This window comes from Mesorhizobium sp. CNPSo 4688, assembly GCF_057784295.1.
In genome coordinates this window covers 1-25,231 of the sequence record NZ_JBWLUY010000031.1, presented here as the reverse complement: position 1 = coordinate 25,231, position 25,231 = coordinate 1, and the positions used below count along the sequence as shown (strand labels likewise).

Below are 25,231 nucleotides of genomic sequence, written 5' to 3'. Positions count from 1 at the left end.
TGCCAAGCGAAGCTTCCTCGGGCTCCACGGTAGAACCAAGGAACGCCACGTCGCCGTCTCCGACTTCGCAAGGCGCATATCGTGCCTTGAGCTGCGAAAGTCGAAAACGACCGAAAACTCGTCCGCCCGGCTTATGCTGGGAGGGATTGCTGGGACCATCAAACATCAGGATTGCGAGCCAATCAAAATGAGACACGTCGGCATTCTTGCACATAGCGCAGAAGGTTCATCGCTTTGCTACCTCGAGTTTTGTCATGCTGCTTCGGCTAAACTGGGGGATCACATGCACCCGGACGTAACGATGGATGCGATCGCGATGGGCGCAAGCATGCCAGACTGGGAACGTGACAATGTCTCTCTGATCCGCAACACTCTTGCTACCTCGGCCACTCGATTGGCCGCGGCAGGCTGCGACTTTTTCATATGCCCCGATAACACCGCTCATCTAGCTCTTGGGTCAGTCGGCCCAGATTTGTCGCTGCCAGGGCTTCATATAGCGGATGTGGTAGCAGCGGAGGCAGTTGCAAGAGGCCACCGGAAAATTGGCATTCTAGGGACTAAATGGACAACTGGGAAGCCCATGTATTTCGAGGCGGGGCGGCGGAAAGGTATCAAGGTAATCGCTCCAAACGACGCCGATAGAACCTACCTAAACCATGTCATTTTTGCACAATTATGCAAAGGGATTTTCAGCGAAGAGACGCTTGATGAACATGTCAGAATTATTCAGCGCCTCAAGAACTCGGGTTGCGACGCTGTAGTACTCGGCTGTACTGAGATTCCTTTGCTTATCTCGCCTGAGCAGTCCCCGCTTCCGACACTGGATTCGACGCGATTGCTCGCGCGACATGCACTGGATGTTGCCTTGGGCGCGGAAGATCTCCCAACCTGGCGCGGAGGCCCAAGGGCGTGAAACGAAGCCTCAGCGCACGGGCGAAGCTATATTTCGCAGTAATACTGCTATCTAGACAAGCGGTGCCGGAAACAATTTGTACCCTTAAATTGCTTCCTTGATGGCGGACAGGAACTGTTTGGTGCGATCGCGCTGCGGGTTGCCAAACAGGCTTTGTGGAGATGCTTGTTCCTCGATCGTGCCGCCGTAAAAGAAGCAGACACGATCCGAAATGTCGCGTGCAAATCCCATCTGATGGGTGACCATAATCATAGTGAGCTTATGCTCGGAGACCAGCTTGCGAATTACCTCTGTTACCTCCCCTATCACCTCAGGATCCAATGCGGACGTCACCTCATCGAAAAGCATCACCTTAGGTCGCATCGCCAACGCGCGCGCGATGGCTACGCGCTGTTGTTGTCCGCCAGAAAGGCGCGAAGGATGCTGATCGCGCTTGTCGATCATGCCCACCATTTTCAAAAGCTCTTCGGATCGCTCCAAGGCTTCTTGTTTTGACAGGCCAAGGACTTGGACCGGGCCCTCCATGCAATTCTGGATGGCGGTCATGTGGGGGAAAAGATTGAACTGCTGGAAGCACATGCCGATCGACGAACGTATTTTCCGCTGATAGCGCTCGTCCGCCGGGACCAGGACTCCGTTGCGAGGCATGTGAGTCAGAGGTTTCCCTTCAATGTAGATCACACCCTCATTGATTGCCTCAAGCGTCATCAGGGTTCTCAAAACGGTTGTTTTACCGGACCCCGACGGGCCAATAATGCAAACCATTTCGCCTTCGGACACGTCGAAATCGAGGCTCTTAATTACTTTAAGCTGTCCGTAGCTCTTGCTGACGTTCATGAACCGGACCATCGGTCGATCATTCGCCGCCAGTTCGAGAGGGTATTCGGTGCTGGTCATCACTATAGTCCTAGCCCGAGGCGTAGCCGGCGTTCAAACACCCGGACGAAGCCAGCTGTGGGTAGTGAGATCAAGAGAAAGATCAGCCCAACAAGCGTGAACGGTTCCAGGTAGCGATAGTTTTCTGAACCGATGGCGTTGGCTGCGTGCATAAGCTCAGCGACCCCTATGACCGACAGCATCGGCGTATCCTTAAGGATGCCGACAAGATAGTTGCCCATGCCGGGAACTGCAGTCGCCAGAGCTTGTGGGAAGATGATGCGGAAGTACGTTCTCCGCAGTGAGAGGTTCAACGCGCGACAGGCCTCCCACTGACCGCGCGGCACAGCTTCAATGCCTGCGCGATAAACCTCGGACAGATATGCTGAATAATGAAGGCCAATAGCGATGAGCCCCGCGACCCAAGGGGAGAGATTAACGCCGAACTGGGGTCCCACGTAGAAGACAAAGAAAATTTGCAATACGAGTGGTGTGGACCGAATGAACTCAATCACCTCCCGAATGGCCCTCCGGCCGCCCGGGATTCCAGTCCGCTGTGCCAACGCCAGCCCAAGCCCCACTGCAAGAGCAATTGCATAACCGATTAGCGCAGCAAGAAGCGTATTTACGGTTGCCCATAAAAGCCGTGGCAGGATCGCCAAGGCGAAGTCCCAGTGCCAATCGAAGGTCATGCCTTGCCAAGCCTCCTGGCAGCCACACGCTCCATCAGCCCCATCAATGGTGTGATCAGCAGCCGGGCCAAGATATAGTAGATGATCAGAGCGGTTCCGAACGCCTGTGCCGACAAATAGGTCGATGCGTTGATCTGTTTGGCCTGAAACATCAGGTCAGTTACCGATATCAGCGAGACGAGTGCAGTTCCCTTGAGGAGCTCAATCAACAGATTTCCCCAAGGTGGTAGCATAATAGCAAGTGCCTGCGGCGCAATGATCCGCCGCATTCGGGTAAGTGGTGTCATGTTGATCGCGATTGCCGCTTCCCATTGCCCTCGAGCAACCGACTGAATCGCTCCGCGGACTATCTCCGCACCGTAAGCTCCGTAATTAAGTCCCACCGATAGGAAGCCAGCCGTAAACTTCTCTAGCGACAGGCCGAACAAGGGTAGGACATAGAAAATCCAGTAAAGTTGGACCAAGAGAGATGTACCTCGAAACACTTCAATAAAGGCCACGGACGCCCCGCGGACGAGCCAGTTTCGTGAGAGCTTGCCCAGTCCTGCGATGATTGCCGCGACAATCGCGACCATGGTCGCCATGGCGAACTGCGCAACGGTGATGGCAGTGCCTTGCACCAACACCGTGCCATAAGTTTCAAGGAACTGCCAGAACGACATCCACTGCCCTCTGTTTCGCCAACGCTAGCGGGATGCAGTCCCGCTAGCGAGAGGTTAACGCGGTCAGCGATTAGCGCAAATCCATTCCGCCGTCTCGTTTCCAGGCAGCATGTTTTTGTCGTAGCCATATTGCTTCACCGCCTCCAACATAGCAGGGGTCCCGATGTATTTTTTCTGGGCGGCATTGAACTTGTCGATGAAGTCTTTGTCTGCCTTTCTGAAGCCGACACTCACCCAATTTTTGGTCCAATCAGGCAGAGCATTGGGGTCAGTAACCTCGACTTTTCCGCCGGCCTTTTCAGCCATGTCCTTAAGCGTCAGGTAGCTGTGAGCAGCAGCCGCTGCCCGGCCCCCCACAACCGCGGCCAACATTTCGGAGGGTCCTGGAACCTCCATGATCTGCGATTCCGGAACTCCATCCTTCTTGGCATTCTCGATCAGGCTGTAGCCGATGCCGGTAACCATGGTTTCACCGGTTCTGGTCAAATCCTTGTAGGTTTTGATCCCCTTCGGATTTCCCGGCAGCACGATGAAGGCATCGGAAACCTTGGCGAGAGGCTCGGAGAAGGCAACGTTTTCGCACCTTGAGTGAAGGATGTAGAGGCCGCCTGTGATCATATCCAGGCGATCCGACTGCAAGGCCGGGATCAAGCCGCCCCAGTCAGTGACAACCGTTTCGACGTTGTCATACCCCATCTCCTTGAGCACGCCGAGCACATAGGCATTGACGTAGCCGACTGGTTTGTTGTCAGCGTCTGGATAGGCAAAGGGCGGCTCGTTGGCGTATCCGATACGGATCGTCTTACCGCCTGAGGCACGGTCCATCAGCTCTCCAGCATTGGCTTGAACACCCACGATGCAAGCAACTGCAAAGCCAAAAGCCGCCGTGATTTTCGCAAGTTTCGTTTTCATTTTGAGTTCCCTTTGTTGTTGTCAGTTGACTCGTAGAGCGCCTGGTAAGCGCTTCTCCTGCTTTGCAGGTCTGGTTTATTGGGAGACACATCTCCGATGAAGGACTGCGCAGGTTTTTGACCCTCCGCGGTCCGATAGGCTGTCGTCAGTCGACGACAATGAGGCTGCGTTCGACGTCGCAGAACCGCTCACCGCCTTTGGCAGTTACAACGAATGATTCCGAGACAGCTGCGCCAAAGTCATCGAGCCAGACGCCCGATTGAAAATGAAAGCACATGCCCTCTTGCAACGGTGTCTTCTCGCCGGCGCGAATGCTGATGGTGCGTTCACCCCAGTCGGGCGGATAGGCGATACCGATCGAATAGCCGACGCGGCTGTCCTTTCTGTACCCGTAGCGCTTGAGGACAGCCTGAAACACGGCTGCGACTTCTTCCACCGCCACGCCTGGCTTGGCGGCCTCAAGTGCCAGATCACCACCTTCGATGATCGCGGATGCTAGGCGCGAGACCGCCTCAGGGGGGGGGCCGACATGAACTGTGCGGGTGAGCGGAGTTGTGTAATGACGTCGCGCAGCCCCAAGCTCCATCATAATCAGCCCGGACTTTGGGACGATCTGATCGCTCCAGGTTAGATGACATGTGCTTGTCCCCTCCCCGATTTGAAGTAACGGTGAAAGGCTCGTGTAGTCACCAAACTTACCGTCGGTACCCAAGATCTGGTTTCGGTAGACGTCCGCTATAACCTCGTAGTCGTGAGCGCCAGGTTTTAGCGCAGCTATCGCCTCTCGCATCGTATTGCTTATGATGAGGCCAGCTTCCCTCATATAGACAAGCTCAGGCTCGGACTTAACAAGCCTTGCCCAGTTCACAAGCTCTCGACTGTCTGCAAACTTGGCATTAGGAAGCCCCCCCACGAGATGCTGGTGAGCGCGCGCGGTGTAGTAATGAGCGTCGAGCTCGACACCGATGCGGTCTGTCCCCCAGCCTTTGGAGACAATCAGTTTGCACAGATCATCGTAGGGATGGTTGTCGGGGTGATGAACCAAAGTTTCGGAAAAGGATAATATGTTTTCGGGTGGCAAATTAGTCGTGACTGTAGCCGACTTGGCATCGATTGGCCGCCCGAACCAAAACGGCATGTCTTCGTTCAGATGCACCAGGACGACCTGCGGGGTATAGAAGGACCAGCTGTCGAAGCCGGTTAGCCAGCCCATGTTGGCCGGGTCCTGGCAGATCAAGAGGTCAAAGCCAGCTTTCTCCATCCGGTTCTTCACATCTTTGACGCGGCGGTCGAACTCCTCGGGCAGAAACGCTTTTTCGTAGTGCATCGTGCGATCCTTCTCGGAAATGGGTAAGTGCTCGAGTAAAGCCGTATGTCCGCGATCACCGCAATCCGATGATGATCAGCCACCTGGCATTCTTGGGTACCCCTCATTGTGTCGCCCGCAGGTCCCTCTTTTTTTATTGCGGGAGGCTCATGAAGCATTTGTCGGGAGGGGTTCGCAGTCAAATGCAGTGTTTATATCGGCATCATCTCGCTTCGAGATGCCGGCACCGTGAATGGAAATCTTGCATGAATCAGGTCGAGCCGTGCCGTGGGAGTGGCGCGTGTGTTGAAGCACCCATCTGAAAACGCGATGGTTCGCGTATGAAATTTATATTGGGCTTAGGCTGCTCGCTGGGGCCTTAATCGGGTTACGTCGGCATTGGCAATGCGACGGACACCGTCGGGGCGAGTAACATATGAAAATCGTAGACATCGTGCTGGCGCCGGGTACCGGTGCATTCTTTTACGACGATCAGGCCGCTATCAGGGCAGGCGCGGCACAAGATGGTTTCCTGTATGTGGGCGAACCCGTGACGCCTGGCCTCGCTGCCATCAGGACTCCCGCTTCATCGCTTAGCATCGGGTTGGTCCTCTCTGACGACACGGTCGCTTGGGGGGACATGATGAGCGTCCAATACTCGGGCGCTGGCGGCCGGGATCCTCTCTTCAACGCTGATGCAATGTCCAAGATTGCCAAGGAAGTAATCGCCCCTAGGGTTGGAGCCGCCAACATATCGTCTTTTCTCGATGCTTGCTCCCAAGTGCTTGCGCCAGTTGAGGACAAACGTCTTCCTCTTGCGCTGGAATACGGCGTCAGCCAAGCGCTGCTGCGCGCAGCAGCCCATGCCGGCCGAAAGACAATGGCCGAAGCGGTTTGCGACGCTTTCGACCTTCCCCTGCCCTCCCGTGGTGTGCCGATCTATGCGCAAAGCGGCGATGCCCGAGAGATCAATGTCGACAAAATGATCCTGAAGAACGTCGACGTTCTCCCGCATGGCCTCATCAACTCAAGACAAAAGTTCGGTGTCGGAGGCGAAACCTTCCTCGCTTTCGTCGAGTGGGTAGCGGCGCGAACCCGAAAAATTGGCCGAGCGGGTTACCGGCCCACTCTTCATTTTGACGTTTATGGGTGGATTGGCCTCGAGTTCGGCCTCGATCCGCAGGTCATTGCTGACTTCATTTGCCGGGTCGCAGATACCGTCCCTGACTTTACAGTGAACATCGAGTCTCCCGGCGACTTCGGATCGACCGAAGCACAGATCGAAAACTACGCCCGCATTGTTTCGATCTTGGATGGACGGGGTTCCAATGCCCGCATCGTGGTCGACGAGCGTTGCAATACCCTTGATGACGTCCGGAAGTTTGCTAAGGCGCGCGCCACACACCTGGTGCAAATCAAAACGCCGGACGTGGGCTCGCTTGCAGACACCGCGAAAGCCGTACTGATCTGCAAACAAAACCAGGTGGGTGCCTATGTCGGCGGCAGTTGCACCGAAACCGACCTGTCCGCCCGTGCAACCGTCCATGTGTCAGTAGCAACCCAGGCTGACATGATGCTCGCGAAACCCGGTATGGGGGTCGACGAAGGCATTTCAATCGTCGGCAACGAGCAGAGCCGCCTGCTCGCTCTTCTCGAAAGGCGCCGCGCCGTTGGCGGCAAGTCTCAGGAGCAGCAAGGCGCGGCGATACCAAGGGTGGTGCTGCGGTGATGGAAGCTTTGTCAGGGATCACCGTTGTCGCGGTCGAGCAGGCAGTCGCTGCGCCATACGCGTCGTCTCGCCTCGCTGATGCCGGCGCCCGGGTTATCAAGATCGAGCGCCCGGAAGGCGATTTTGCCCGCAACTATGACAGTCTGGTTCAGGGTCAAAGCGCTTATTTTGTCTGGCTGAACCGCGGCAAAGAGTCAGTCTGCCTCGATCTCCGAACAGACGCTGATCGTGAGCTTCTTGACCTCCTCGTTTCTTCTGCCGATGTGTTTATTCAGAATCTTAAGCCTGGCAGTATCGACAAGCTCGGTTTCGGCTCCGCGAGCCTTCGTGAACGGCATCCTAGATTGATCACCTGCGACATCTCAGGCTTCGGAGAAGGCGGCGACTACTCGCATCTCAAGGCGTACGATCTCATTGTTCAGGCGGAAAGCGGCTTGGCCGATATAACGGGAACGGTAGACGGCGCAGCGAGGGTCGGTGTGTCCGTGTGCGATATCTCTGCGGGTATGACTGCGCACAGCGCCATCCTGCAGGCTCTCTATGCGAGGACTATCACAGGAGAGGGCAGCTCCATTCAGGTCTCGCTCTTTGATTCTGTTGCAGACTGGATGAATGTGCCGGTGCTCCAGCACGATTATGGAAGCTACCGCACCCAACGCGCTGGAGTTAACCACCCGTCCTTAGCGCCCTACGGAGCCTATCCATGTGCGGATGGCAAGGTTGTAATATTCTCCGTCCAAAACGACCGTGAGTGGGTGAATTTCTGCGCAGATTTCCTGAAACGTCCGGAGCTTACCCGGGCCGCGGGTTATGCGTCGAACATGGATCGGCTTGGTAACCGGCCTGCCCTTGACGCCACCGTCCAGGCACGTTTTTCGGAACTGACGAGCGAGCAAGCGATGAGCGAGCTTGAAGCCGCAGGCTTGGCTTATGGCAGGTTGAACGATATCGCCGCGGTTTCGGAGCATCCGCATATTCGGAGAGCCGGCGTTGAAACTCCAGGCGGCACGATCGAGGTGATTGCTCCGGCCGCGATCTTCAACCGTCAGTCCGCGGCATTGCGCCCGGTGCCGGCCTTAGGAGCCCACACAGCGTCCGTTCGACGTGAATTCGAGGGGCAGCCTTCCAAAGTCGGAGTCAAATAGCGTGAGCGGCGTCGGCAAGCGTACGGCATCAACGACGTCCATTGAACCTCGCTGGCGATCTTTGCTGTTTGTACCCGCTCACTTGCCCAAATTCGTGGAGAAGGCCCACGAGCGGGGGGCTGATGCGATCGTTCTGGATCTTGAGGACGCTGTTCCCTTGCTGTCCAAGGCAGAGGCGCGCCAACGGCTTGGCGAAAGTATCGCACAGGTCGGTCGGGATGGAGCGGCAGTCCTGGTGAGGGTCAACCAAGGCATGCGAGCGCTTTGCGCCGATCTTGATGCCGCACTCGTGGCAGGCGTCGCAGCTATCGTCTTGCCGAAGGTTGAATCGGCAGAGTGGGTTGTCGAGATCGAACGGGAGATACAGGCGCTGGAGAGCGAGCGGGGTCTGGTCTCCGGGGTTATACGCTTGGTAGCCCAAATCGAAACCCCGGCTGCGCTGCCGAAGCTCACAGCCATCGCGACAGCGCATCCCAGGTTGGTTGCCATGGCGCTCGGTCCAGAGGATTTTAGCGCGGCGGTAGGCGGTCAGCCGACAGCCGACCTTCTGCTTGGTCCAAATCTCGCGGTCCTCTTTGCCGCGCGCGCGGCGGGCCTTGTCCCACTTGGGTTCGTTGGCAGTATCGGCGACTTCGCAGATCTGCCGAAGTTCCGCGAAACCGTCCGCCGTTCCAAGACATTGGGGTTCGCGGGTGCGTTCGCTGTTCATCCCGCCCAGGTTCTCGTTCTAAACGAAGAGTTCGCTCCACTGGCAACCGAGTTAGAGTGGGCAAGGCGTGTCATTACCGCGGAACAGGAAGCCAAGGCCCAGCATCGTGGCGCCTTTGCCGTTGATGGGAAAATGATTGACGCTCCAGTCATTCGGCGTGCGAAAGCGCTTCTGGCCTGGGATCAATGAACACAACGGCTTTACCCCTCCTCACTACCGAAGTGCCCCCCTTCCGCCCCATCTGATTCCGAGATAGGTTTGTTTTTGACAGCGCACAAGGCGCTGCGGTAGGTCGCTCTTCGGTGGAATTTAGACAGCTCAAATATTTTGTCGGAGTGGTCGAGGCTGGCAGCTTTACGAAGGCCGCAGCCATGCTCAATGTCGCGCAAAGCGCGCTGAGCCTTCATGTACGTCAATTGGAGGAAGAGTTCGGATCACAGCTGCTCATTCGCGACAGGAGCGGCATCAACGTGACGCCGTCCGGTGCAAAGCTGCTCGAGCGGGCACGCACCATCTTAAATGAAATCAGGATCACCAAGGCCGAGATGAGCATTACGGCCGCCTCGGGAGAAGTGACGATAGGCATCCCGTCCGGAGCCGCACGCGTGCTTTCTGGGCCTTTGTTGGAAGCCGTGCGCAATGAACTCCCTCTTGTGACCCTGAAGATGGTCGAAGGAATGACGGGCCCCCTTGAAGAATGGATGGCTGCGGGACGGTTCAACCTGGCGATTCTCTACCGTACCGCCGATGCCATCGCAGGCCTCCCCGTGCTGGCGAGAGAAGATTTTTGCCTGGTCGCTCCGCCGAACCTACCTCCCTTCCCCGACGTGGTTGCGCTATCGGATCTCCATGCGTTTCCGCTCGCGGTCCCCATGCGCAACAACAACGTTCGGCGTTCGGTCGCAGATGTGGTGGCCCAGCATGGTTGCCGCCTTGACGTGAGATTTGAAGTGGACTCGTTGTCGACGATCATCAACATGGTCTCGGAGGGCAAGGCCTATTCCATCCTCACGCCCTCTGCCATCCACAGAGAGGTCCAGCAGGGGCTTGTGCATATGGTCAGGATCGTCGACCCCGTTATCACCCGCTCGGTGGTTCTGGCCGTGAACCCTAAAGACGAGCACTCCCCTTCAGTGTCTGCGGTTCGCAAACTCATCCCCGGAATCGTCCGGAAGTTGATTCAGAGCGGGCACTGGCTGGCGAAGGTCCCGACAGACGCGGACCGCGTGAATTGCTGAAACGCGCATCGATCTCGTATCAAGATACCAATCGGCAAAATTCCATATTTGACCCAAAGCCTTGAGCGGGATGTAAGTGCGAGTGACTGGAACCGGTCCGGCTGGCTCACCGTATTAGGCCCCCACTTTCAACCGGAGCTACACATGTCGGAAGCCAAACGTTATGAGCTCTTCATAGACGGAGTATGGCGGAGCGGCGGTCAAGACGACATTCCGGTTATAAACCCTGCTACCGAGCAGGTGTTTGCCTCAGTCGCTTCGGCATCGATACAGGACCTCGATGATGCCTTGGCCGCCGCTGAGCGTAGCCGCAGTGCATGGGCGGCACGACCTGCGCACGAACGGGGTGCTCTGCTGGTCTCTGCTGCTCGTATCCTTGGCGAAAGGGTCGGCGAGGCCGCGAAGTCACTGTCAACTGAACAAGGCAAGACCTTGGCGGAGGCAGCAGGCGAATATCGCCGCGCGCTCGAAATGCTCGAATGGAATGGGGCTCACGCAGAAGAGCTTTGCGCGTCAATTCCGATGGGTCCTGGCCGCACCCTCGTACCTGAGCCCCTCGGTGTGGTTACGGCCTTTACACCTTGGAACTACCCCGCGGTCCTCAACGCCCGCAAGCTAGGCGCCGCCTTGGCTTCGGGATGCCCCGTAATCCTAAAGGGCGCTGAAGAGACACCAAGCGCGAGCGTGTTTATTATCCAGGCTCTGCATGAGGCGGGCGTTCCGGCTGGTGTCGTCAATCTTGTATTCGGGGTGCCAGCCGTTATTTCGGAGCATCTGCTCCGTTCCCCCATAATCAAGGTCCTCAGCTTCACAGGCTCCACGGCCGTCGGGAAACATCTCGCCAGGCTAGCTGCCGATAACCTCCAGCGTTGCGTGCTCGAGCTGGGCGGGCATTGCCCTGTGATCGTATGCGAGGATGCTGATCTTGAAGCCGCAGCCACGGCAATTTCGGAATACAAATTTGAATGTGCCGGTCAGAGCTGCAATGCGCCAAGCCGTATCCTGGTTGCACAGCCGGTTTACCAGAAGTTCCTTTCGAAAATGGTAGATGTCGCGAACTCGATCAACGTCGGCCCTCCTGATGCGCCAAGCACTGAAATGGGCCCAATGGCGAACGGTCGTAGGATTGAAGCGTTGCAACGTCTGACCAAAGACGCTGTTGGAAGGGGCGCACGGATTGAATCTGGCGGTAGCAGGCTGGACCAAGCCGGTTTCTATTGGCCCCCGACGATCCTGACCGGGGTGCACTCCGAGTCGGACATTCTCCGTGAGGAACCTTTCGGGCCGATTTTGACCATCGCTCCCTTCGACACGCTCGACGACGCGATTGCTGAAGCAAACGACACCGAGTACGGCCTGGCGTCTTATTTTTTCACGTCCTCCGAGGAGACGAAACGCCTGTTGGCCGCCAATCTGGCGGCGGGCGCGGTTAGTATCAACTTTCTGAAAGGCGTTGCCGCTGATGCCCCGCATTCAGGTGTGAAACAGAGCGGGTATGGTTATGAAGGGGGTGAGCAGGGTATGCGAAGCTTCCAGAACCTTAAACTGATCAATGGGCTGGACGCGCTTGAACGATAAGAGCACGCATACCTCGATTCTCGGGGAAGACATCACGCAGAGCATTGCAGATGCCCTGCAATATGTCTCTTACTATCATCCGCCCGATTACATCCAATATTTGGCGGGAGCGTTTCAGCGGGAAAAAAGCGTCCCGGCGAAGAATGCGATTGGCCAGATTTTGGCCAACTCCCGCATGGCAGCCTTCGGCCGGCGACCGATATGTCAGGACACAGGCCTGGTCGTCGTCTTCGCCAAAGTGGGCATGTCGGTCCTGATCGACGCCCATGTACCCTTCACGGAGCTCATCAACGAGGGTGTTCGTCGCGCCTATCTTGATCCCGACAATCCCTTGCGTCCGTCAGTCGTGTCCGACCCTTTGGCTGGCCGAGCCAACACCAAGGATAATACGCCCGCGATCGTTCACGTTGAATTGGTGTCAGGCAACGACATCACATTTACAGTTTCCGCGAAGGGCGGGGGTTCCGAAAACAAGGCCCGGTTTACGACCCTCAATCCTGCGGCTTCCGTGGCCGACTGGGTCGTCGACACTGTTGCAACGCTGGGGAGTGGATGGTGCCCGCCGGGAATGATCTCGGTCGGTATCGGCGGCAGCGCGGAAAAAGCGATGTTGTTGGCCAAGGAGGCGATGAATGAGCCGATAGATATGGCTGACCTCATCGAGCGCGGAGCGTCGTCGCCCGAAGAGGCTTTGCGACTGGAGCTTTATGAGCGGATTAACGCATTGGGAATAGGTGCCCAGGGTTTGGGTGGGCTCACCACGGTGGTCGACGTTAAAGTGGCGACCTATCCGACTCATGCCGCTTCCAAACCTGTGGCGCTGATCCCTCAATGCGCAGCGAACCGGCATGTATCGTTCGTCTTGGATGGATCTGGACGAGCAATTTTTGATCCACCGGACCTCTCCCAATGGCCAGACATCGGGTCTGATGACTTGCGTCCTATGGGCGTCCGGCGTGTCAATCTCGACACCCTGACCAAGGAAGAGGCCCGGGAGTGGCAATGTGGTGAAACGCTGCTACTCTCAGGCAAACTCTTGACGGGTCGGGACGCAGCCCACAAGCGGATGGCCGAACTGATCGATGCCGGCAAGCCGCTTCCGGTGAACTTCGCTGGCCGGGTAATCTACTATGTGGGTCCCGTGCGAGCGGTTGGCAGCGAAGTCGTCGGTCCTGCAGGACCAACCACTTCAAACCGGATGGATGGCTTTACCGAAAAAGTGCTTGCAGCCACTGGGCTCCTCGGCATGGTGGGCAAAGCCGAAAGAGGGCCTGCCGCCGTGGAAGCTATCGTCAAGCATCAGGCGCCCTATCTGGTAGCGGTCGGCGGGGCTGCCTACCTCATATCGAAATCAATAAAATCTGCCCGTGTTGTAGCTTTCGAAGACCTCGGCATGGAGGCCATTCACGAATTCGAAGTTCAGGATATGCCGGTAATCGTGGCGGTCGACGCCGCCGGCGCATCCATCCATACATCTGGTCCGGCTGAGTGGCGGAAGCGCATGGCAGCTGACAGCATAGCCAAAAGCATTGGTATTTAGGGAAATCGTTGCCTAATCATCATCTTCCGGATCCTCGATAGGCACCCCGAACGTCGCCTTGACCCGATCGACTACCACCATGGTCTTCAGGCTCTTTATGTGCGTGTTTTGATAGAAAAATTTCCGGGTGAATTGCTCATAGTCTTCCATGCTTCGAGCAGTGATATAAAGCACGAAGTCGGCCTCGCCGGTGATGTAGAATCCTGTCGCGATCTCTGGAGAGGATTTTATATCGCGCTTAAACTTGTCGATGATATCCGCACGCTCCCTCTCCAGGGTGACCATGACGATCATCTGGATCGGTCGACCAACAGCCTTTGCCGATATAATTGAGACGTCTGCTTCGATAATGCCTTCTGCCCGAAGCCTTTTGAGGCGGCGCTGGCATGCTGTAGCGGAAAGCCCGACCTTATCGGCGATGACATCGGAGGTTAAGCGGTTGTTCCGTTGAACCAATTCGAGGATGCGGGCATCAATCCGATCATATTTCATCTAATGTGATCTCGGCTACGGCTGGCTCTCCAACCTCCCATGCGACACTAACAGCCGCCGGCAGATCTTCAGCGTTTATAGAGGCTATGTTGCCGGCAATGCAACGCGGTAACGGCGCCTGTATTGGTTGCGATGCAAATCCCCGCATTGTCCCGGCTTTGAGAAACGCTGCATCATGATGACGGTACGCGCAGGAAGACTGCGGCCCCTCCCCTCATATCGGCGAAAACCAGTGTCCGCCTAACGGTACTTTATCGGCCACAACCAACCCGCCTCCGTCGCACTGTCGCGAGGAGGCTACAATAGGGTTTCAAATGGCCAGCAAACTCCCTTCACACGCCGAATATGTCATCATCGGAGGTGGCATTATCGGCCTCTCCATAGCCTATCACCTGACCCGCCTGGGCCACAGGGATGTGTTGCTGCTTGAGCGCGACCAGCTAACTTGCGGGACTACGTGGCATGCTGCAGGCCTTGTGACACAGCTCCGTGCGAATGAAACCATGGCCAAGCTCGCTCAGTACTCCGCCGAGCTGTTTCGGGATCTCGAAAACTTGACGGGGCAGGCCACAGGCTTTCGTCAAACGGGATCCATCACCGTCGCTGCGACTCGGGACCGCCTTGAAGAGCTCAAGCGCGGCTCATCGATGGGACGCTCGTTTGGGCTGGATGTGGAGATGATCAGCGCTGCGGAAGCGCAAAGCCGCGTTCCTCTCCTTGACGTCAGCGACGTTCTCGGGGCCGCTTGGATTGCATCCGACGGGATGACCAACCCGATCGATACAGCGCGCGCCTTCGCAATCGGCGCTCGCCAGGGCGGAGCGACGATCCTCGAGCGAACCCCAGTCAGCCGGATCCTGGTCGAGAACGGGCGCTTTACCGGCGTAGAGACCAGCCAATGCACCGTCCGAGCTGAAAAGGCAGTCATCAGCACCGGGCTGTGGACCCGGAATGTGGCAGCAGATCTGAATTGGTCGGTGCCCTTACAGGCTGCAGAGCATTTCTATGTGGTGACCGAAGCCATCCCCGACCTCCCTCACGACCTGCCGACCATCCGGGATATGGACGCGCGCGTATATGCCAAGGCTGACGCGGGGAAACTCCTCGTCGGCTTCTTCGAGCCGGACGGAAAGCCTTGGGGCATGAACGGCATTCCCCATGATTTCAGTTTCGACTCACTGCCAGAAGATTTCGATCACATCGAACCCTATCTCTCCGCTGCGATCGAGCGCATGCCTGTTTTGGCGAACGTCGGGCTGCAACTGAATTTTAATGGCCCGGAAAGCTTCACTCCGGACAATCGCTTCCACCTTGGTCCGGCACCCGAGATTGAGGGGCTATATGTCGCCTCCGGTTTCAATTCCTGCGGTATCGAGTCATCGGGCGGTGCAGGCAAGGTCATGGCAGAATGGATGTCGACAGGCCTGCCTGCGGGCGACTGCTGGGAAATGGACGTCCGCCGGTCGATGCCCTTCCAACGCAACAAGCGGTATCTCTACGACCGCACGGTGGAGGCGGTGGGCAACCTCTGGACGCTTCACCTGCCGCACAAATCGCCAAAGACGGCGCGCAACGTGCGGGTGTCTCCGCTCCATGACAGGTTGGCCGCTGCGGGCGCCAACTTTGGTGAAAGTGCCGGCTGGGAACGGGTCCAATGGTTCGGCGCTCCTGGATCTCCAAATGAAAATCACGCCACCTTCGGCCGTGACGAATGGTTTCACCGCAGTGGCGCCGAACACACAGCCACTCGCTCTGCCGTGACCCTTTTCGATCAGACCTCCTTTGCCCATATCCTGGTCCAGGGGCCCGACGCCCTTGCCCTGCTACAACGCCTCTCCACGAACGATGTGAATGTTCCAGTTGGCCGGGTTGTGTACACCCCGTGGCTCAACGAGCGGGGGGGTATGGAGTCTGACGTAACGATTGCGCGTACCGGCGATGAGGAATTCCTCGTCGTCACAGCAGCAGTCCAACGCACGCGGGACCTCGCCTGGTTGCGCTTGCACGCGAAGGGCGCCGGCCACGTCTCGGTGGTCGACGTGTCATCCGGATATACAACTCTCTCGGTCATGGGTCCGCGATCGCGGGAATTGCTGGAGCGGGTCAGCCCTGCCGACTTCTCCAATGAGGCATTCCCCTTTGCAACGGCCTGTGAAATCGAAGTCGGCTACAGCTTGGCACTTGCTTTCCGTATGACGTTTGTCGGTGAGCTAGGCTGGGAACTGCACATCCCGACGGAACAGACATTGGGCGTATACGACGCTTTGGTGGCCGCAGGCGCAGATCTTGGTGTTGGCCATGCCGGGTATGTCGCGCTAAACACATTGCGTCTTGAGGCGGGCTATCGCGATTGGGGCTCTGACGTCGGTGATGAGGACACCCCATTGGAATCCGGGCTTGCCTTTACAGTTGCCTGGGACAAGTCCGAAGATTTCATTGGCCGCGCGGCCCTTGAAAACCAACGTGGCAAGCCATTGCGCCGCAGATTGGTCCAGCTCGCGTCGCCCGATGCTAACGCTTTGATGTTCGGCACTGAGCCCGTTTGGCGGGATGGGAAGCTCGTGGGGTACCTGCGCTCAGCTGGTTTCGGCCACACAGTCGGATGCGGCATTGGTATGGGTTACCTCAACTCGGATACCGGGGTGACCGCGGAGTGGCTATCGTCAGGGGCATTCGAGATCGAGATCGCGGGCGAGCGCTATGCCGCAATAGCGTCCCTGCGTCCGTTCTTTGATGCCGGGCGCAGCCGCGTCAAGGGCGAGTGGCGTGATTCTGGGGAGTTGATCGCGCCCGAGCTTCTCAAAGCCTGAGCCTTCAACCCGCCTCTCTCACAAAAACGGACTCCCGCCAAATGTCTTCAGACCACTCAACGGTCCTCTCGCTTTCGTGCGCGGACCGACCAGGCATCGTGTCGGCTGTTTCAGGGCTGTTATACGCTGCCGGCTGCAACATCCTTGAGGCTCAGCAATACAGTGACCCCGAGACTGGGCTATTTTTCATGAGGGTTGTCTTTGCACGCCCCGGCGATGCACCCCCCAGCGACCAACCGGCGGCTGGGCTTGATGAGCTCGCCGGGCGACTCGCAATGACGTACACGCTGCGCCCACTGTCGCGGCCCAAGCGGGTCATGCTGCTTGTATCAAAGTTCGATCATTGCCTTGCCGATCTCCTCAATCGGTGGCGGATTGGCGAGTTCCCGATGGATGTGGTCGCTGTGGTCTCCAACCATGGCAAAGAATACCTGGCTTCAACTGACCTCAAGGATTTGCCCTTCCATCATCTGCCCGTCAGCCGCGACAGCAAGACGCAACAGGAAGGGAAGCTTGAGGCCCTGATTGAGCTCACCAACCCAGATCTTATTGTGCTTGCCCGTTATATGCAGATTTTGTCGGATGGCTTCGCAGCCAAGCTGGCAGGCCGCTGCATTAACATCCATCACTCGTTTCTGCCGGGCTTCAAGGGCGCGAAGCCTTATCATCAGGCACACCTGCGAGGTGTAAAGCTGATCGGCGCAACGGCCCACTACGTCACGTCGGATCTTGATGAAGGACCGATTATTGAACAGAACGTCGAGCGTATCTCCCACCAGGATACGCCCGACGATTTGGTCCGCAAAGGTCGGGACATCGAACGGCAGGTCTTGGCTCACGCCGTTCGTCTTCACCTTGAAGACCGGGTTATCCTCAACGGCAATAAGACTGTGGTTTTCTCTGGCTGAACGGCGGCACTCCGCAATATTGCATTCAACGAAAAAAAGGCCGGGCTGTTCATTGAACATCCCGGCCTTTCGTGCTCTCCAGGGTGACGGCCAGGCGGAACGACCCGGCCGCCAAGTCTTGGGAGACTATACCGCGCCTTCAGCCTGGAGCGCTTTATAGGTTGTTTCGACCGCACGCACCGTGGCGTCGACGATGATATCGATTTCTTCTCTTTTGATGATGAGCGGCGGTGCATAGCCCAAGGTATCAGCGTGCGGCATGGCCCGCGCGATCACACCGTTTTCAAGCAAGGCTGCCGCTGCGCGCACACCCACTTGCAGGCTGGTGTCAAAGGGCACCCGCTTTTTCGGGTCACGCATAAACTCAACCGCCGAGAGAATACCCACACCGCGAACCTCGCCGACTATGGGATGACCTTCAAGCTTGGACTTCATCTGTCCATGCCAGTAGGGCCCCACATCGCGCACATGGTCGAGGATATTGCGCTCCTTCAGGACCTGGATGTTCGCCAACGCCGCGGCGGCACAAAGCGTGTGACCTGAGTACGTCCAGCCGTGACCGATCGGCCCAAACTTCTCGCTGCCTTGCTCCAACACCGACCAAACCCGCCCTCCAATGATTGAGCCTGAAATCGGAAGGTAAGCTGAACTGAGGCCCTTGGCGATCGTGACCAGGTCCGGGCGCATTCCATAAAGATGCGAACCGAATTTCTCACCTGTGCGGCCAAAGCCGGTCACGACCTCGTCGGCGATCAGGAGAATATCATACTTGTTTAGAACTGCCTGAATCTCAGTCCAGTAGCCCTTCGGTGGCGGCACAATACCGCCCGTGCCGAGGACGGGCTCACCGATGAAGGCGCCCACGGTATCTGGGCCTTCCGCAATGATGAGCGCTTCGAGCTCCTTAGCGCAGCGCTTCGAAAATGCTTCCTCGGTTTCGCCGTCCTGCGCCTGGCGATACCAATGCGGGGTGGTCGTATGGCGGACGATGTCGAGCGGAAGATCGAAGTGGTTGTGAAAGAATGCCAGGCCTGTCAGGCTTCCGGTGACCAGCCCCGAGCCGTGGTAGCCACGCTGCCGCGAAATGATCTTCTTTTTTGCCGGGCGACCCAGAACGTTGTTGTAGTACCACACCAGCTTGATATTGGTTTCGTTGGCGTCCGACCCCGAAAGGCCGAAATAGACACGCCGCATGTTCTCGCCAAAATACTCGACGACGGCTTCCGCGAGGAGGGTCACCGTTTTCGTGCTCTGGCTTGCATACACGTGTGCAAACGGGAGCTCATGGGCCTGTTTGGAAATCGCTTCGGCGATTTCCTTGCAGCCGTACCCCATGTTGACGCAGTAAAGGCCGCCGAATCCGTCGAGACTTTTGCGCCCCTCAGTGTCCCAGATGTAGACCCCCTCAGCTCCTGCCATAACGCGGTTCGGGGTTTCACCTCGGCTATGCTTGGCTAAATGGGTCGAGGGATGGAAAACGTAATTCCGATCCTTCTCCTGAATTTGCGCAGTACCCAAGTTGCTCAGAGCCATTTTTTCTCTCTTTTCGAATGACAAGTGACCGGCCGTATGTCGGTCAGCTGTTCAAAATTAGCAGCAAGTCTGCGCCGGGTTTGACGCAAAATCGGGCTTTCGCGTTGAAATTCAGCGCGAAACGAGCAAAGCCGTGGACTTTCCATCGCTGTCGTCAGTGCTCATGGTGTCGGCAGTCTTTTCCTGCACTAGGCGGCCAGAGTGCCTTCGACCAGATTCACCCAATATCCAATTCCGTAAGGAATCGCGTTGTCGTCGAAGTCATAGGTCGGATTGTGCAGCCCAGCCGTAGGACCGTTGCCGAGGAATAGGAACGCGCCGGGCCGCGCCTGCAGCATGTAGGAGAAGTCTTCGGAGACCATAACCGGCTTGACCTGGTCATTGACTGCATCCCGCCCGACCAGGCTGCGCGCCGCAGCTGTTGCCCGTTCGTAAGCCTCCGTGTGGTTAAACGTCAGGGGCTCGAGGCGCCGATGGCGGAATTCGAGTGTAGCTCCGAAAGCCGCCGCGATGTTCTCTGCGCAGGTCTTGATCTGTTTTTCCGCAAAATCCCGCAATGCGGGAGATAGGCTTCTCACGGTCCCGCCGAGCGTTACGGTGTCGGGAATGATATGGTAGGATTCACTCCCCGTGAACTTCGGAACGGACACCACCAAAGCCTCCGTCGGATCGAGGTTGCGCGACACCAGGGTCTGGAGGGCCATGACGATCTGCGCCCCGACCACGACCGGATCGATCGTGTGGTGTGGCGTGGCGGCATGGCCGCCTCGTCCGGTTATCACGATGTCGAACTCATCGAGAGCCGCCATGATAGAACCGTCCCTGATGCCAAATTTGCCGACCTCAATCCCGGGCATGTTATGCATGCCATAGACCTGGGAGATGTTGAAGCGGTCCATCAGGCCTTGCTGAACCATGCGGTTTGCGCCCTGCCCGTCTTCCTCGGCGGGTTGGAAAATGAGCGCCACGGAGCCTTTGAAATTCCGCGTTGCCGCGAGATGCTTCGCCGCGCCGAGGAGCATGGCAGTATGACCGTCGTGGCCGCAGGCATGCATCTTGCCTTCGACCAATGACGTCCAGGGCTTCCCACTCTGCTCAACAATCGGCAAGGCATCCATATCTGCGCGCAGACCGATGGTCGGGCCGTCGCCGCCGGTGCCTTGGATCACAGCAACAACACCCGTCTCGGCTATACCGGTCTCAATGTGGTTGATGCCAAAAGACGCCAGCTTTTCAGCGACGAAGTTGGCCGTGTTGTGCACGCGATAATCAAGTTCAGGATTTTGATGCAGGTGATGGCGCCAGGCTATAGCCTCTTGATGAATATCCCGGAAATCATTCACGCTGCGCATTCGAGTCTCCTGTTCCAAAATGTAAGAACGCGCTTCAGACCTTGCCGCCCATCGGATCTCGCAACCCAATCGTCGAACTAGCGGACAGCTGTCGCATGCCTAGTCGGCCAAAACCTTCGAGGGTTGTCCGCTCGCAGTCAAATGCATTGTCTGTATTGACCCCATCTCACTTCGAGATATGGCCACAGGGCTCGGGTTGAGCGGTCGAAACAATTGCCGTCTCGCCCGTCTCGACGTTCGATCACGTTACGCGAGGGCGAACTTTCGCAGGCATCGGCCGGTCTAACACCGAACCGAGGCCGTTAGGTAGGAGAACCTGGCTTTTCATGATCTTTGCCGCCGTGTCGATTAAGCAGGCCACATAGTCGTCTTCCGCGTCGGCAGCGGTGCCAACCATCATCGCAAATATAGCCAGCCGAACCGTCGCAAGCAGCATTGAAATGGCCCTTTGGCGATGTGTTTCTCCCGCCGGCGCCAAAGGCTCATCAGCCGTCCGACGTCTGCCCAAATCCGGCGCGGACATCAGCGTTCGTCAATTGGTGGCTTGCTGGCGAGGCCAAGCCTGGCGCGCTGGTCATCGGCGAAATTCTCGGCGGGACACTGTGTCCTGAACCGATGAACCGTCAGCTTGCCGCCCTCCATAACATGAACGGCCCATCCCCCACCGCAACGCTTGACGCGCACGTCGTTTGGTTCGCCAGCCACCATCGCCGCCCCTCATTTTCGTCGCCGTGTATCGAGACTGGAAGTCGCCCCCTGGCACGGCGAAAAAAACGGGACCTTACGACCCGTCAAGCACAGATTTTCTGATGGCTGATGCCCTATGGATCTGACGGCGACGGGCGATTTGAGTGCGGAACGTCAGACCGCGCGGCATGATGACTTGTATCGGTTTAGACCGGCAGATTTTAATGCAGACATAAGGATCCGCAGCTAATGTGAGTGAGAACGCGTATTCAGTTCGAGTAGCCCTGCAAAAAAGCCCGCCGCTCTTGGCCTCAGGAGTGGCGGGCTTTTCGGCTTGAAATGATGGCGCGTCGGTACGGATTCGGCCACAGCATGCGCGGCAGATTCTCCTCCCCTTTCCGCCAAGGTTACGGTGCAGTCCTAGGGAAGCGCAGATCGAGGATGGAGCTGAACGCTCTTCCCGAAGGCCGCCGGGTCCTGCTGATACTGTTCGCCGCCCCTCCCCGTGAACACGCGCCTTGGCGCCCCGAGTTGGTCGGTGCAGTCGTTCCCGGTCTCGACCGGATCGTGGCTGAAGAACAGGAAAACACCTGCTGCTACGAGTGCGTTCGATTCTGCTGCTTCACCGGCGGCCAGCCCTGCTCTTAGAGACGGCAGCCACTGTGGAATTCTCCGAACGCTCGATGCCGAGCTCCGGCATAGAAGAGATCAAGAACAGCTTGGCAGCGTTTAGGATCGCTCGCTTTGCTACATCGAGCATGGATGTGCCAACAGCAGTCTGATTACCGGCGAGATGCATCGCTATTGACCTGAGCGCACGACGAGCATGGCAACGTTCTTGCTGGATCTTTTATTGCTTTCAGCGGCAACCGCCCCTATGTAGCCTCACTTCGCCGACTGTCCTTCAAGCCACCCGGAGAGTTTCATGACCGATGAAGCCGATAACACAACCGATGTCCTCATCGAGCTGACCGCCGATGTCGTCTCAGCCTATGTCTCCAACAATCCGGTCCCGGTCGGTGAACTCCCTGCCCTGATCGGCCAGGTGCACGCGGCTCTCAAAGGCACAGCCGGCGCCGGTGTTTCCGCAGAAGATCCCGAGGTTCGCAAGCCTCCCGTATCGATCAGGAAGTCGGTGACGCCGGACTATATCATCTGCCTTGAAGACGGCAAAAAATTCAAATCGCTCAAGCGCCATCTGTCGACCCACTATGGGTTGACGCCGGACGACTATCGCGCCAAATGGGGCCTGCCGGCGGATTATCCCATGGTCGCGCCGAACTACGCCGCTGCACGCTCGGCATTGGCGAAAACGATGGGGCTCGGCCGCAAACCGGCCGAACAGGAACAGCCAGCACCGGCGAAGCGGGCCCGCAAGAACGTCGCAGCTTGATTTCAGCAATCGAGCGTTGTTCTGGGCGCAGCTGCCACTGGCATAATCTGCATCTGTTCGAAATATGAAAAGGCGGGGTGGTAGCCCCGCCTAGCCAGCTCTGCTCCCCAAGAATTCGCTCGGGCTTGCAGCATTCCGCTGATCAAGCCGGACTGGTCGAGCTCTGCGCTCGCCCCCCTTGTCACGCGGCGTTCAGACCTCCCGGGATCCATGCGTTCGTGCGCTGTTGCCAGTAGGCGGGAGAAAATTCAGCCGGCTTTACTGAGGCTGCCAGCTGAGGACTTGCCGGTCCGGCGGCCCTGTTCTGGCCATCAGTGAGGGTCGAAAGAGACCCCGCTCGTTCAACGGGGGAAATGGGGGCAAAAACATCCTGACCGCCATCGCGTTAGGCGAAGCAAAAACGAGAAATTTGCAAGCTCGGTTTGACCGGCGGCTTTAACGCCTCATGGACCGTCCAGCACCCGCCCGTAGGGCTCACGCAGAGTTTCGGTTATGAATCGGGACGGCCTCACGGCCTGCCACATTGCAATGGTTACAAGGGAAAACCGACATGACGACAGGCTTTGCGGCCCCGATGCCATACTCGAGACGTCCGGGGGAAAGATGGCAAGAGTTACCAACCAGGGTTGTTTCGCTGGGGCAGACGGGGGACTGTAGACGGCGACGCTAGCGGCCGGTTCGAGACTCGCCGGTTCTAGACGAAGCTGGCCGTCGGCCTTCCCCGAGACAGGTCCACCCGGCCCAAGGGACGCGCAACTTTTCGTGGGAGCTGGTCCTATGCAAAAGCCGCACGTCCGCAGTAGATGTCCATCCGGCCGGACAGGCCAAGAGCCTCTGGGGAATCGACATTGCCGCTCCACCCGCCTTTGATCCGCCACCTCAAATCTCCTGACCTGTTTTGCAGCCTTGACCGCCTGCCGGCGCTTGGCAAACCAGTCAGTCAGCGCACATTTGTGGTCCTCAACCCATCGACGGGCGAAGCTCTGGCAGAGCTTCCCGACATGGGCACCGAGGAGACGCGCGCGGCGATCGCCAAAGCCCATGGCGCGCAGCCTGGATGGGCCGCATTGACAGCCCGTGAACGCAGCGACGTTCTGTGGCGCTGGCATCAGTTGATTATAGACCACGCCGATGACCTTGCCGCGATATTGACCGCGGAAATGGGCAAGCCCCTGCCCGAGGCCAAATCGGAAGTGGCGCATGCGGCTGCCTACCTGCAATGGTACGCCGAAGAGGCCAACCGCATCTATGGCGAGACGATCTCCGCGCCATCGAGAGACCGTCGCTTGCTGGTGATCAAGCAGCCGATCGGCGTCGTCGGCACGATCACGCCATGGAATTTTCCGGCGTCCATGGTGGCGCGCAAGATCTCGCCGGCTTTGGCAGCGGGCTGCACGATAGTACTGAAACCCGCAGAACAGACGCCACTCGTGGCGGGTGCAATGTTCGTCCTTGCGCATCAGGCTGGCTTTCCCGAAGGCGTGGTCAACCTGATCTACGCTTCCGAGGGCGATGCCGTCGGACGCGAGCTCTGCACAAACCCCAAGGTGCGCAAGATCAGCTTCACCGGCTCGACCGAGGTTGGCCGGCTCCTCATGCGCCAGTGCTCTGACCAGATCAAGAAAGTCAGTCTCGAGCTCGGCGGCAATGCGCCTTTCATCGTTTTCGATGATGCCGACGTCGATGCCGCGGTCGACGGTGCGATCCAAGCCAAGTTCCGCAACGCCGGCCAGACCTGCGTTTCCGCGAACCGCCTTTACGTTCAATCGGGCGTTCACGATGAATTTGTCGACAAATTCGGGGAGCGGGTTCGCCAGCTTCAGGTTGGTGACGGCTTCGATCCAGGTGTCGCCGTCGGCCCGCTGATCGACAGGCATGCGCTGACCAAGATAGAATCGCATATCGCCGATGCCGTCGCAAAAGGCGGTGCAATTCGCTGCGGGGGTGCACGCGTTGGGAAGGAGGGTACATTCTTCCAACCTACAGTGCTCACTGAAGTTTCCAGCGAGATGACGATTGCGCAGGAAGAGACATTCGGGCCGCTGGCCCCGATCATCCGCTTCCACGATGCGGATCAGGTCGTGCACGAGGCAAATGACACGATCTATGGCCTCGCCGCCTACTTCTATGCCTCGAACCTACAGCGTGTCTGGCGCGTGGCCGAAGCCTTGGAGTATGGCATGGTGGGCATCAACACCGGACGCATGTCATCGGAAGCGGCCCCCTTCGGCGGGGTGAAGCAGTCTGGCATCGGCCGGGAGGGTTCGCGCCATGGGCTTGAGGACTACCTAGAAATGAAATACCTCTGCATGGGTTCTATCTGAAGAGGAGCGGCTTCTCCGGACCCCGCTGAAAGCGTTCGTCACCTGAGGTCAGCTTCGCGCCGATGTCCGCCGTTTTGCAGCAGTCGGGGCAAGGTGGTGAGCCGACCCGGTCCAGCCATCTCCACGATCGCCATGATGATTGCAGCTGTCCTGGCGATGGTCAGTCAGCAGTTCCCGAGCCTCTCCGATTTATTAATCGCTGCGCAGAATCTTTGCTTCGAGCGCGGCTGCCACGAAAGCTCTTCGAGCAATTGCCGGGTAAGCCTCACCGCGCAATACCTGCAGTAATCAGCAGCAGTTCATAATGTGAAGGAACGCGCCGAACACGCGATTTTCCCAGCAGGCAGGCCCGATCGGCCTTCGGCGTGCTGCGCATTATTTTTCGACATGAGATCTTTGGCTGTCGTTCAAAACGCAGTCGAGGAGATTTTC

The 25,231-nt window shown here is 57.8% G+C and carries 20 protein-coding genes; 11 read left to right on the top strand and 9 right to left on the bottom strand.

The window, feature by feature from the left end:
• Positions 1 to 187: 187 nt before the first annotated feature.
• Entirely contained in the window at positions 188 to 913 is a 726-nt protein-coding gene (locus AC04SH_RS32075) for an aspartate/glutamate racemase family protein (RefSeq protein WP_488481658.1), read from the top strand.
• An 84-nt stretch (positions 914 to 997) separates the two neighbouring features.
• Here the strand turns inward: AC04SH_RS32075 and ehuA are convergent, their stop codons facing one another.
• The 5 genes from ehuA to AC04SH_RS32050 all read right to left on the bottom strand — a co-directional run bounded on the left by ehuA (position 998) and on the right by AC04SH_RS32050 (position 5,382).
• Positions 998 to 1,810 carry an ectoine/hydroxyectoine ABC transporter ATP-binding protein EhuA gene (gene ehuA, locus AC04SH_RS32070; RefSeq protein ID WP_488481657.1) on the bottom strand — a complete coding sequence of 271 codons (813 nt, stop codon included), beginning with the start codon at positions 1,808 to 1,810 and terminating at the stop codon, positions 998 to 1,000.
• A 2-nt stretch (positions 1,811 to 1,812) separates the two neighbouring features.
• The gene (gene ehuD / locus AC04SH_RS32065; RefSeq protein WP_488481656.1) at positions 1,813 to 2,481 is read right to left on the bottom strand and encodes an ectoine/hydroxyectoine ABC transporter permease subunit EhuD; all 669 of its coding nucleotides are present in this window, start codon (positions 2,479 to 2,481) and stop codon (positions 1,813 to 1,815) included.
• Complete coding sequence (gene ehuC, locus AC04SH_RS32060; protein WP_488481655.1) at positions 2,478 to 3,143, bottom strand: ectoine/hydroxyectoine ABC transporter permease subunit EhuC; 666 nt, start codon at positions 3,141 to 3,143, stop codon at positions 2,478 to 2,480. The genes ehuD and ehuC overlap by 4 nt, the downstream gene beginning before the upstream one ends.
• Positions 3,144 to 3,206: 63 nt before the next feature.
• Complete coding sequence (locus tag AC04SH_RS32055; protein ID WP_488481654.1) at positions 3,207 to 4,055, bottom strand: transporter substrate-binding domain-containing protein; 849 nt, start codon at positions 4,053 to 4,055, stop codon at positions 3,207 to 3,209.
• A 145-nt stretch (positions 4,056 to 4,200) separates the two neighbouring features.
• On the bottom strand, positions 4,201 to 5,382 hold the full coding sequence (locus AC04SH_RS32050) for a M24 family metallopeptidase (protein ID WP_488481653.1): 1,182 nt from the start codon (positions 5,380 to 5,382) through the stop codon (positions 4,201 to 4,203).
• A gap of 415 nt (positions 5,383 to 5,797) precedes the next feature.
• On the opposite strand from AC04SH_RS32050, the gene AC04SH_RS32045 reads away from it, so the two are divergent.
• From AC04SH_RS32045 to AC04SH_RS32020, 6 genes are all read left to right on the top strand, one after another.
• Positions 5,798 to 7,090, top strand: coding sequence for a methylaspartate ammonia-lyase (locus AC04SH_RS32045; protein ID WP_488481652.1), 1,293 nt, complete (start codon positions 5,798 to 5,800; stop codon positions 7,088 to 7,090).
• A complete protein-coding gene (locus tag AC04SH_RS32040) occupies positions 7,090 to 8,235 on the top strand; it encodes a CaiB/BaiF CoA transferase family protein (protein ID WP_488481651.1) in 1,146 nt (381 codons plus the stop codon). Before AC04SH_RS32045 ends, AC04SH_RS32040 begins: the two co-directional genes overlap by 1 nt.
• Before the next feature lies 1 nt (position 8,236).
• On the top strand, positions 8,237 to 9,133 hold the full coding sequence (locus AC04SH_RS32035; protein WP_488481650.1) for an HpcH/HpaI aldolase/citrate lyase family protein: 897 nt from the start codon (positions 8,237 to 8,239) through the stop codon (positions 9,131 to 9,133).
• A gap of 113 nt (positions 9,134 to 9,246) precedes the next feature.
• Positions 9,247 to 10,182 carry a LysR family transcriptional regulator gene (locus AC04SH_RS32030; RefSeq protein WP_488481649.1) on the top strand — a complete coding sequence of 312 codons (936 nt, stop codon included), beginning with the start codon at positions 9,247 to 9,249 and terminating at the stop codon, positions 10,180 to 10,182.
• 144 nt (positions 10,183 to 10,326) lie between these two features.
• Positions 10,327 to 11,760: an aldehyde dehydrogenase family protein gene (locus tag AC04SH_RS32025; protein ID WP_488481648.1), complete on the top strand. Its 1,434-nt coding sequence runs from the start codon at positions 10,327 to 10,329 to the stop codon at positions 11,758 to 11,760.
• Positions 11,750 to 13,300, top strand: a complete 1,551-nt coding sequence (locus AC04SH_RS32020) for a fumarate hydratase (RefSeq protein WP_488481647.1) — start codon at positions 11,750 to 11,752, stop codon at positions 13,298 to 13,300. The genes AC04SH_RS32025 and AC04SH_RS32020 overlap by 11 nt, the downstream gene beginning before the upstream one ends.
• A gap of 12 nt (positions 13,301 to 13,312) precedes the next feature.
• On the opposite strand, the gene AC04SH_RS32015 is transcribed toward AC04SH_RS32020, so the two are convergent.
• Positions 13,313 to 13,792 carry an Lrp/AsnC family transcriptional regulator gene (locus AC04SH_RS32015; protein WP_488481646.1) on the bottom strand — a complete coding sequence of 160 codons (480 nt, stop codon included), beginning with the start codon at positions 13,790 to 13,792 and terminating at the stop codon, positions 13,313 to 13,315.
• A gap of 314 nt (positions 13,793 to 14,106) precedes the next feature.
• Between AC04SH_RS32015 and AC04SH_RS32010 the strand changes: the two genes are divergently transcribed.
• The gene (locus AC04SH_RS32010; protein WP_488481645.1) at positions 14,107 to 16,602 is read left to right on the top strand and encodes a GcvT family protein; all 2,496 of its coding nucleotides are present in this window, start codon (positions 14,107 to 14,109) and stop codon (positions 16,600 to 16,602) included.
• 41 nt (positions 16,603 to 16,643) lie between these two features.
• Positions 16,644 to 17,510 carry a formyltetrahydrofolate deformylase gene (purU, locus tag AC04SH_RS32005; protein WP_488481644.1) on the top strand — a complete coding sequence of 289 codons (867 nt, stop codon included), beginning with the start codon at positions 16,644 to 16,646 and terminating at the stop codon, positions 17,508 to 17,510.
• A gap of 126 nt (positions 17,511 to 17,636) precedes the next feature.
• On the opposite strand, the gene AC04SH_RS32000 is transcribed toward purU, so the two are convergent.
• Both AC04SH_RS32000 and AC04SH_RS31995 read right to left on the bottom strand, forming a co-directional pair.
• Positions 17,637 to 19,043: an aminotransferase gene (locus AC04SH_RS32000; RefSeq protein WP_488481643.1), complete on the bottom strand. Its 1,407-nt coding sequence runs from the start codon at positions 19,041 to 19,043 to the stop codon at positions 17,637 to 17,639.
• Positions 19,044 to 19,231: 188 nt separating this feature from the next.
• Positions 19,232 to 20,395 carry a M20 aminoacylase family protein gene (locus AC04SH_RS31995; protein WP_488481642.1) on the bottom strand — a complete coding sequence of 388 codons (1,164 nt, stop codon included), beginning with the start codon at positions 20,393 to 20,395 and terminating at the stop codon, positions 19,232 to 19,234.
• A 1,612-nt stretch (positions 20,396 to 22,007) separates the two neighbouring features.
• Between AC04SH_RS31995 and AC04SH_RS31990 the strand changes: the two genes are divergently transcribed.
• Both AC04SH_RS31990 and AC04SH_RS31985 read left to right on the top strand, forming a co-directional pair.
• Positions 22,008 to 22,475, top strand: a complete 468-nt coding sequence (locus AC04SH_RS31990) for a Ros/MucR family transcriptional regulator (RefSeq protein ID WP_488481641.1) — start codon at positions 22,008 to 22,010, stop codon at positions 22,473 to 22,475.
• 848 nt (positions 22,476 to 23,323) lie between these two features.
• The gene (locus AC04SH_RS31985) at positions 23,324 to 24,799 is read left to right on the top strand and encodes an NAD-dependent succinate-semialdehyde dehydrogenase (protein ID WP_488481640.1); all 1,476 of its coding nucleotides are present in this window, start codon (positions 23,324 to 23,326) and stop codon (positions 24,797 to 24,799) included.
• Between the two features lie 192 nt (positions 24,800 to 24,991).
• Here the strand turns inward: AC04SH_RS31985 and AC04SH_RS31980 are convergent, their stop codons facing one another.
• A complete protein-coding gene (locus tag AC04SH_RS31980) occupies positions 24,992 to 25,075 on the bottom strand; it encodes a hypothetical protein (RefSeq protein ID WP_488481672.1) in 84 nt (27 codons plus the stop codon).
• Between the last annotated feature and the right edge of the window lie 156 nt (positions 25,076 to 25,231).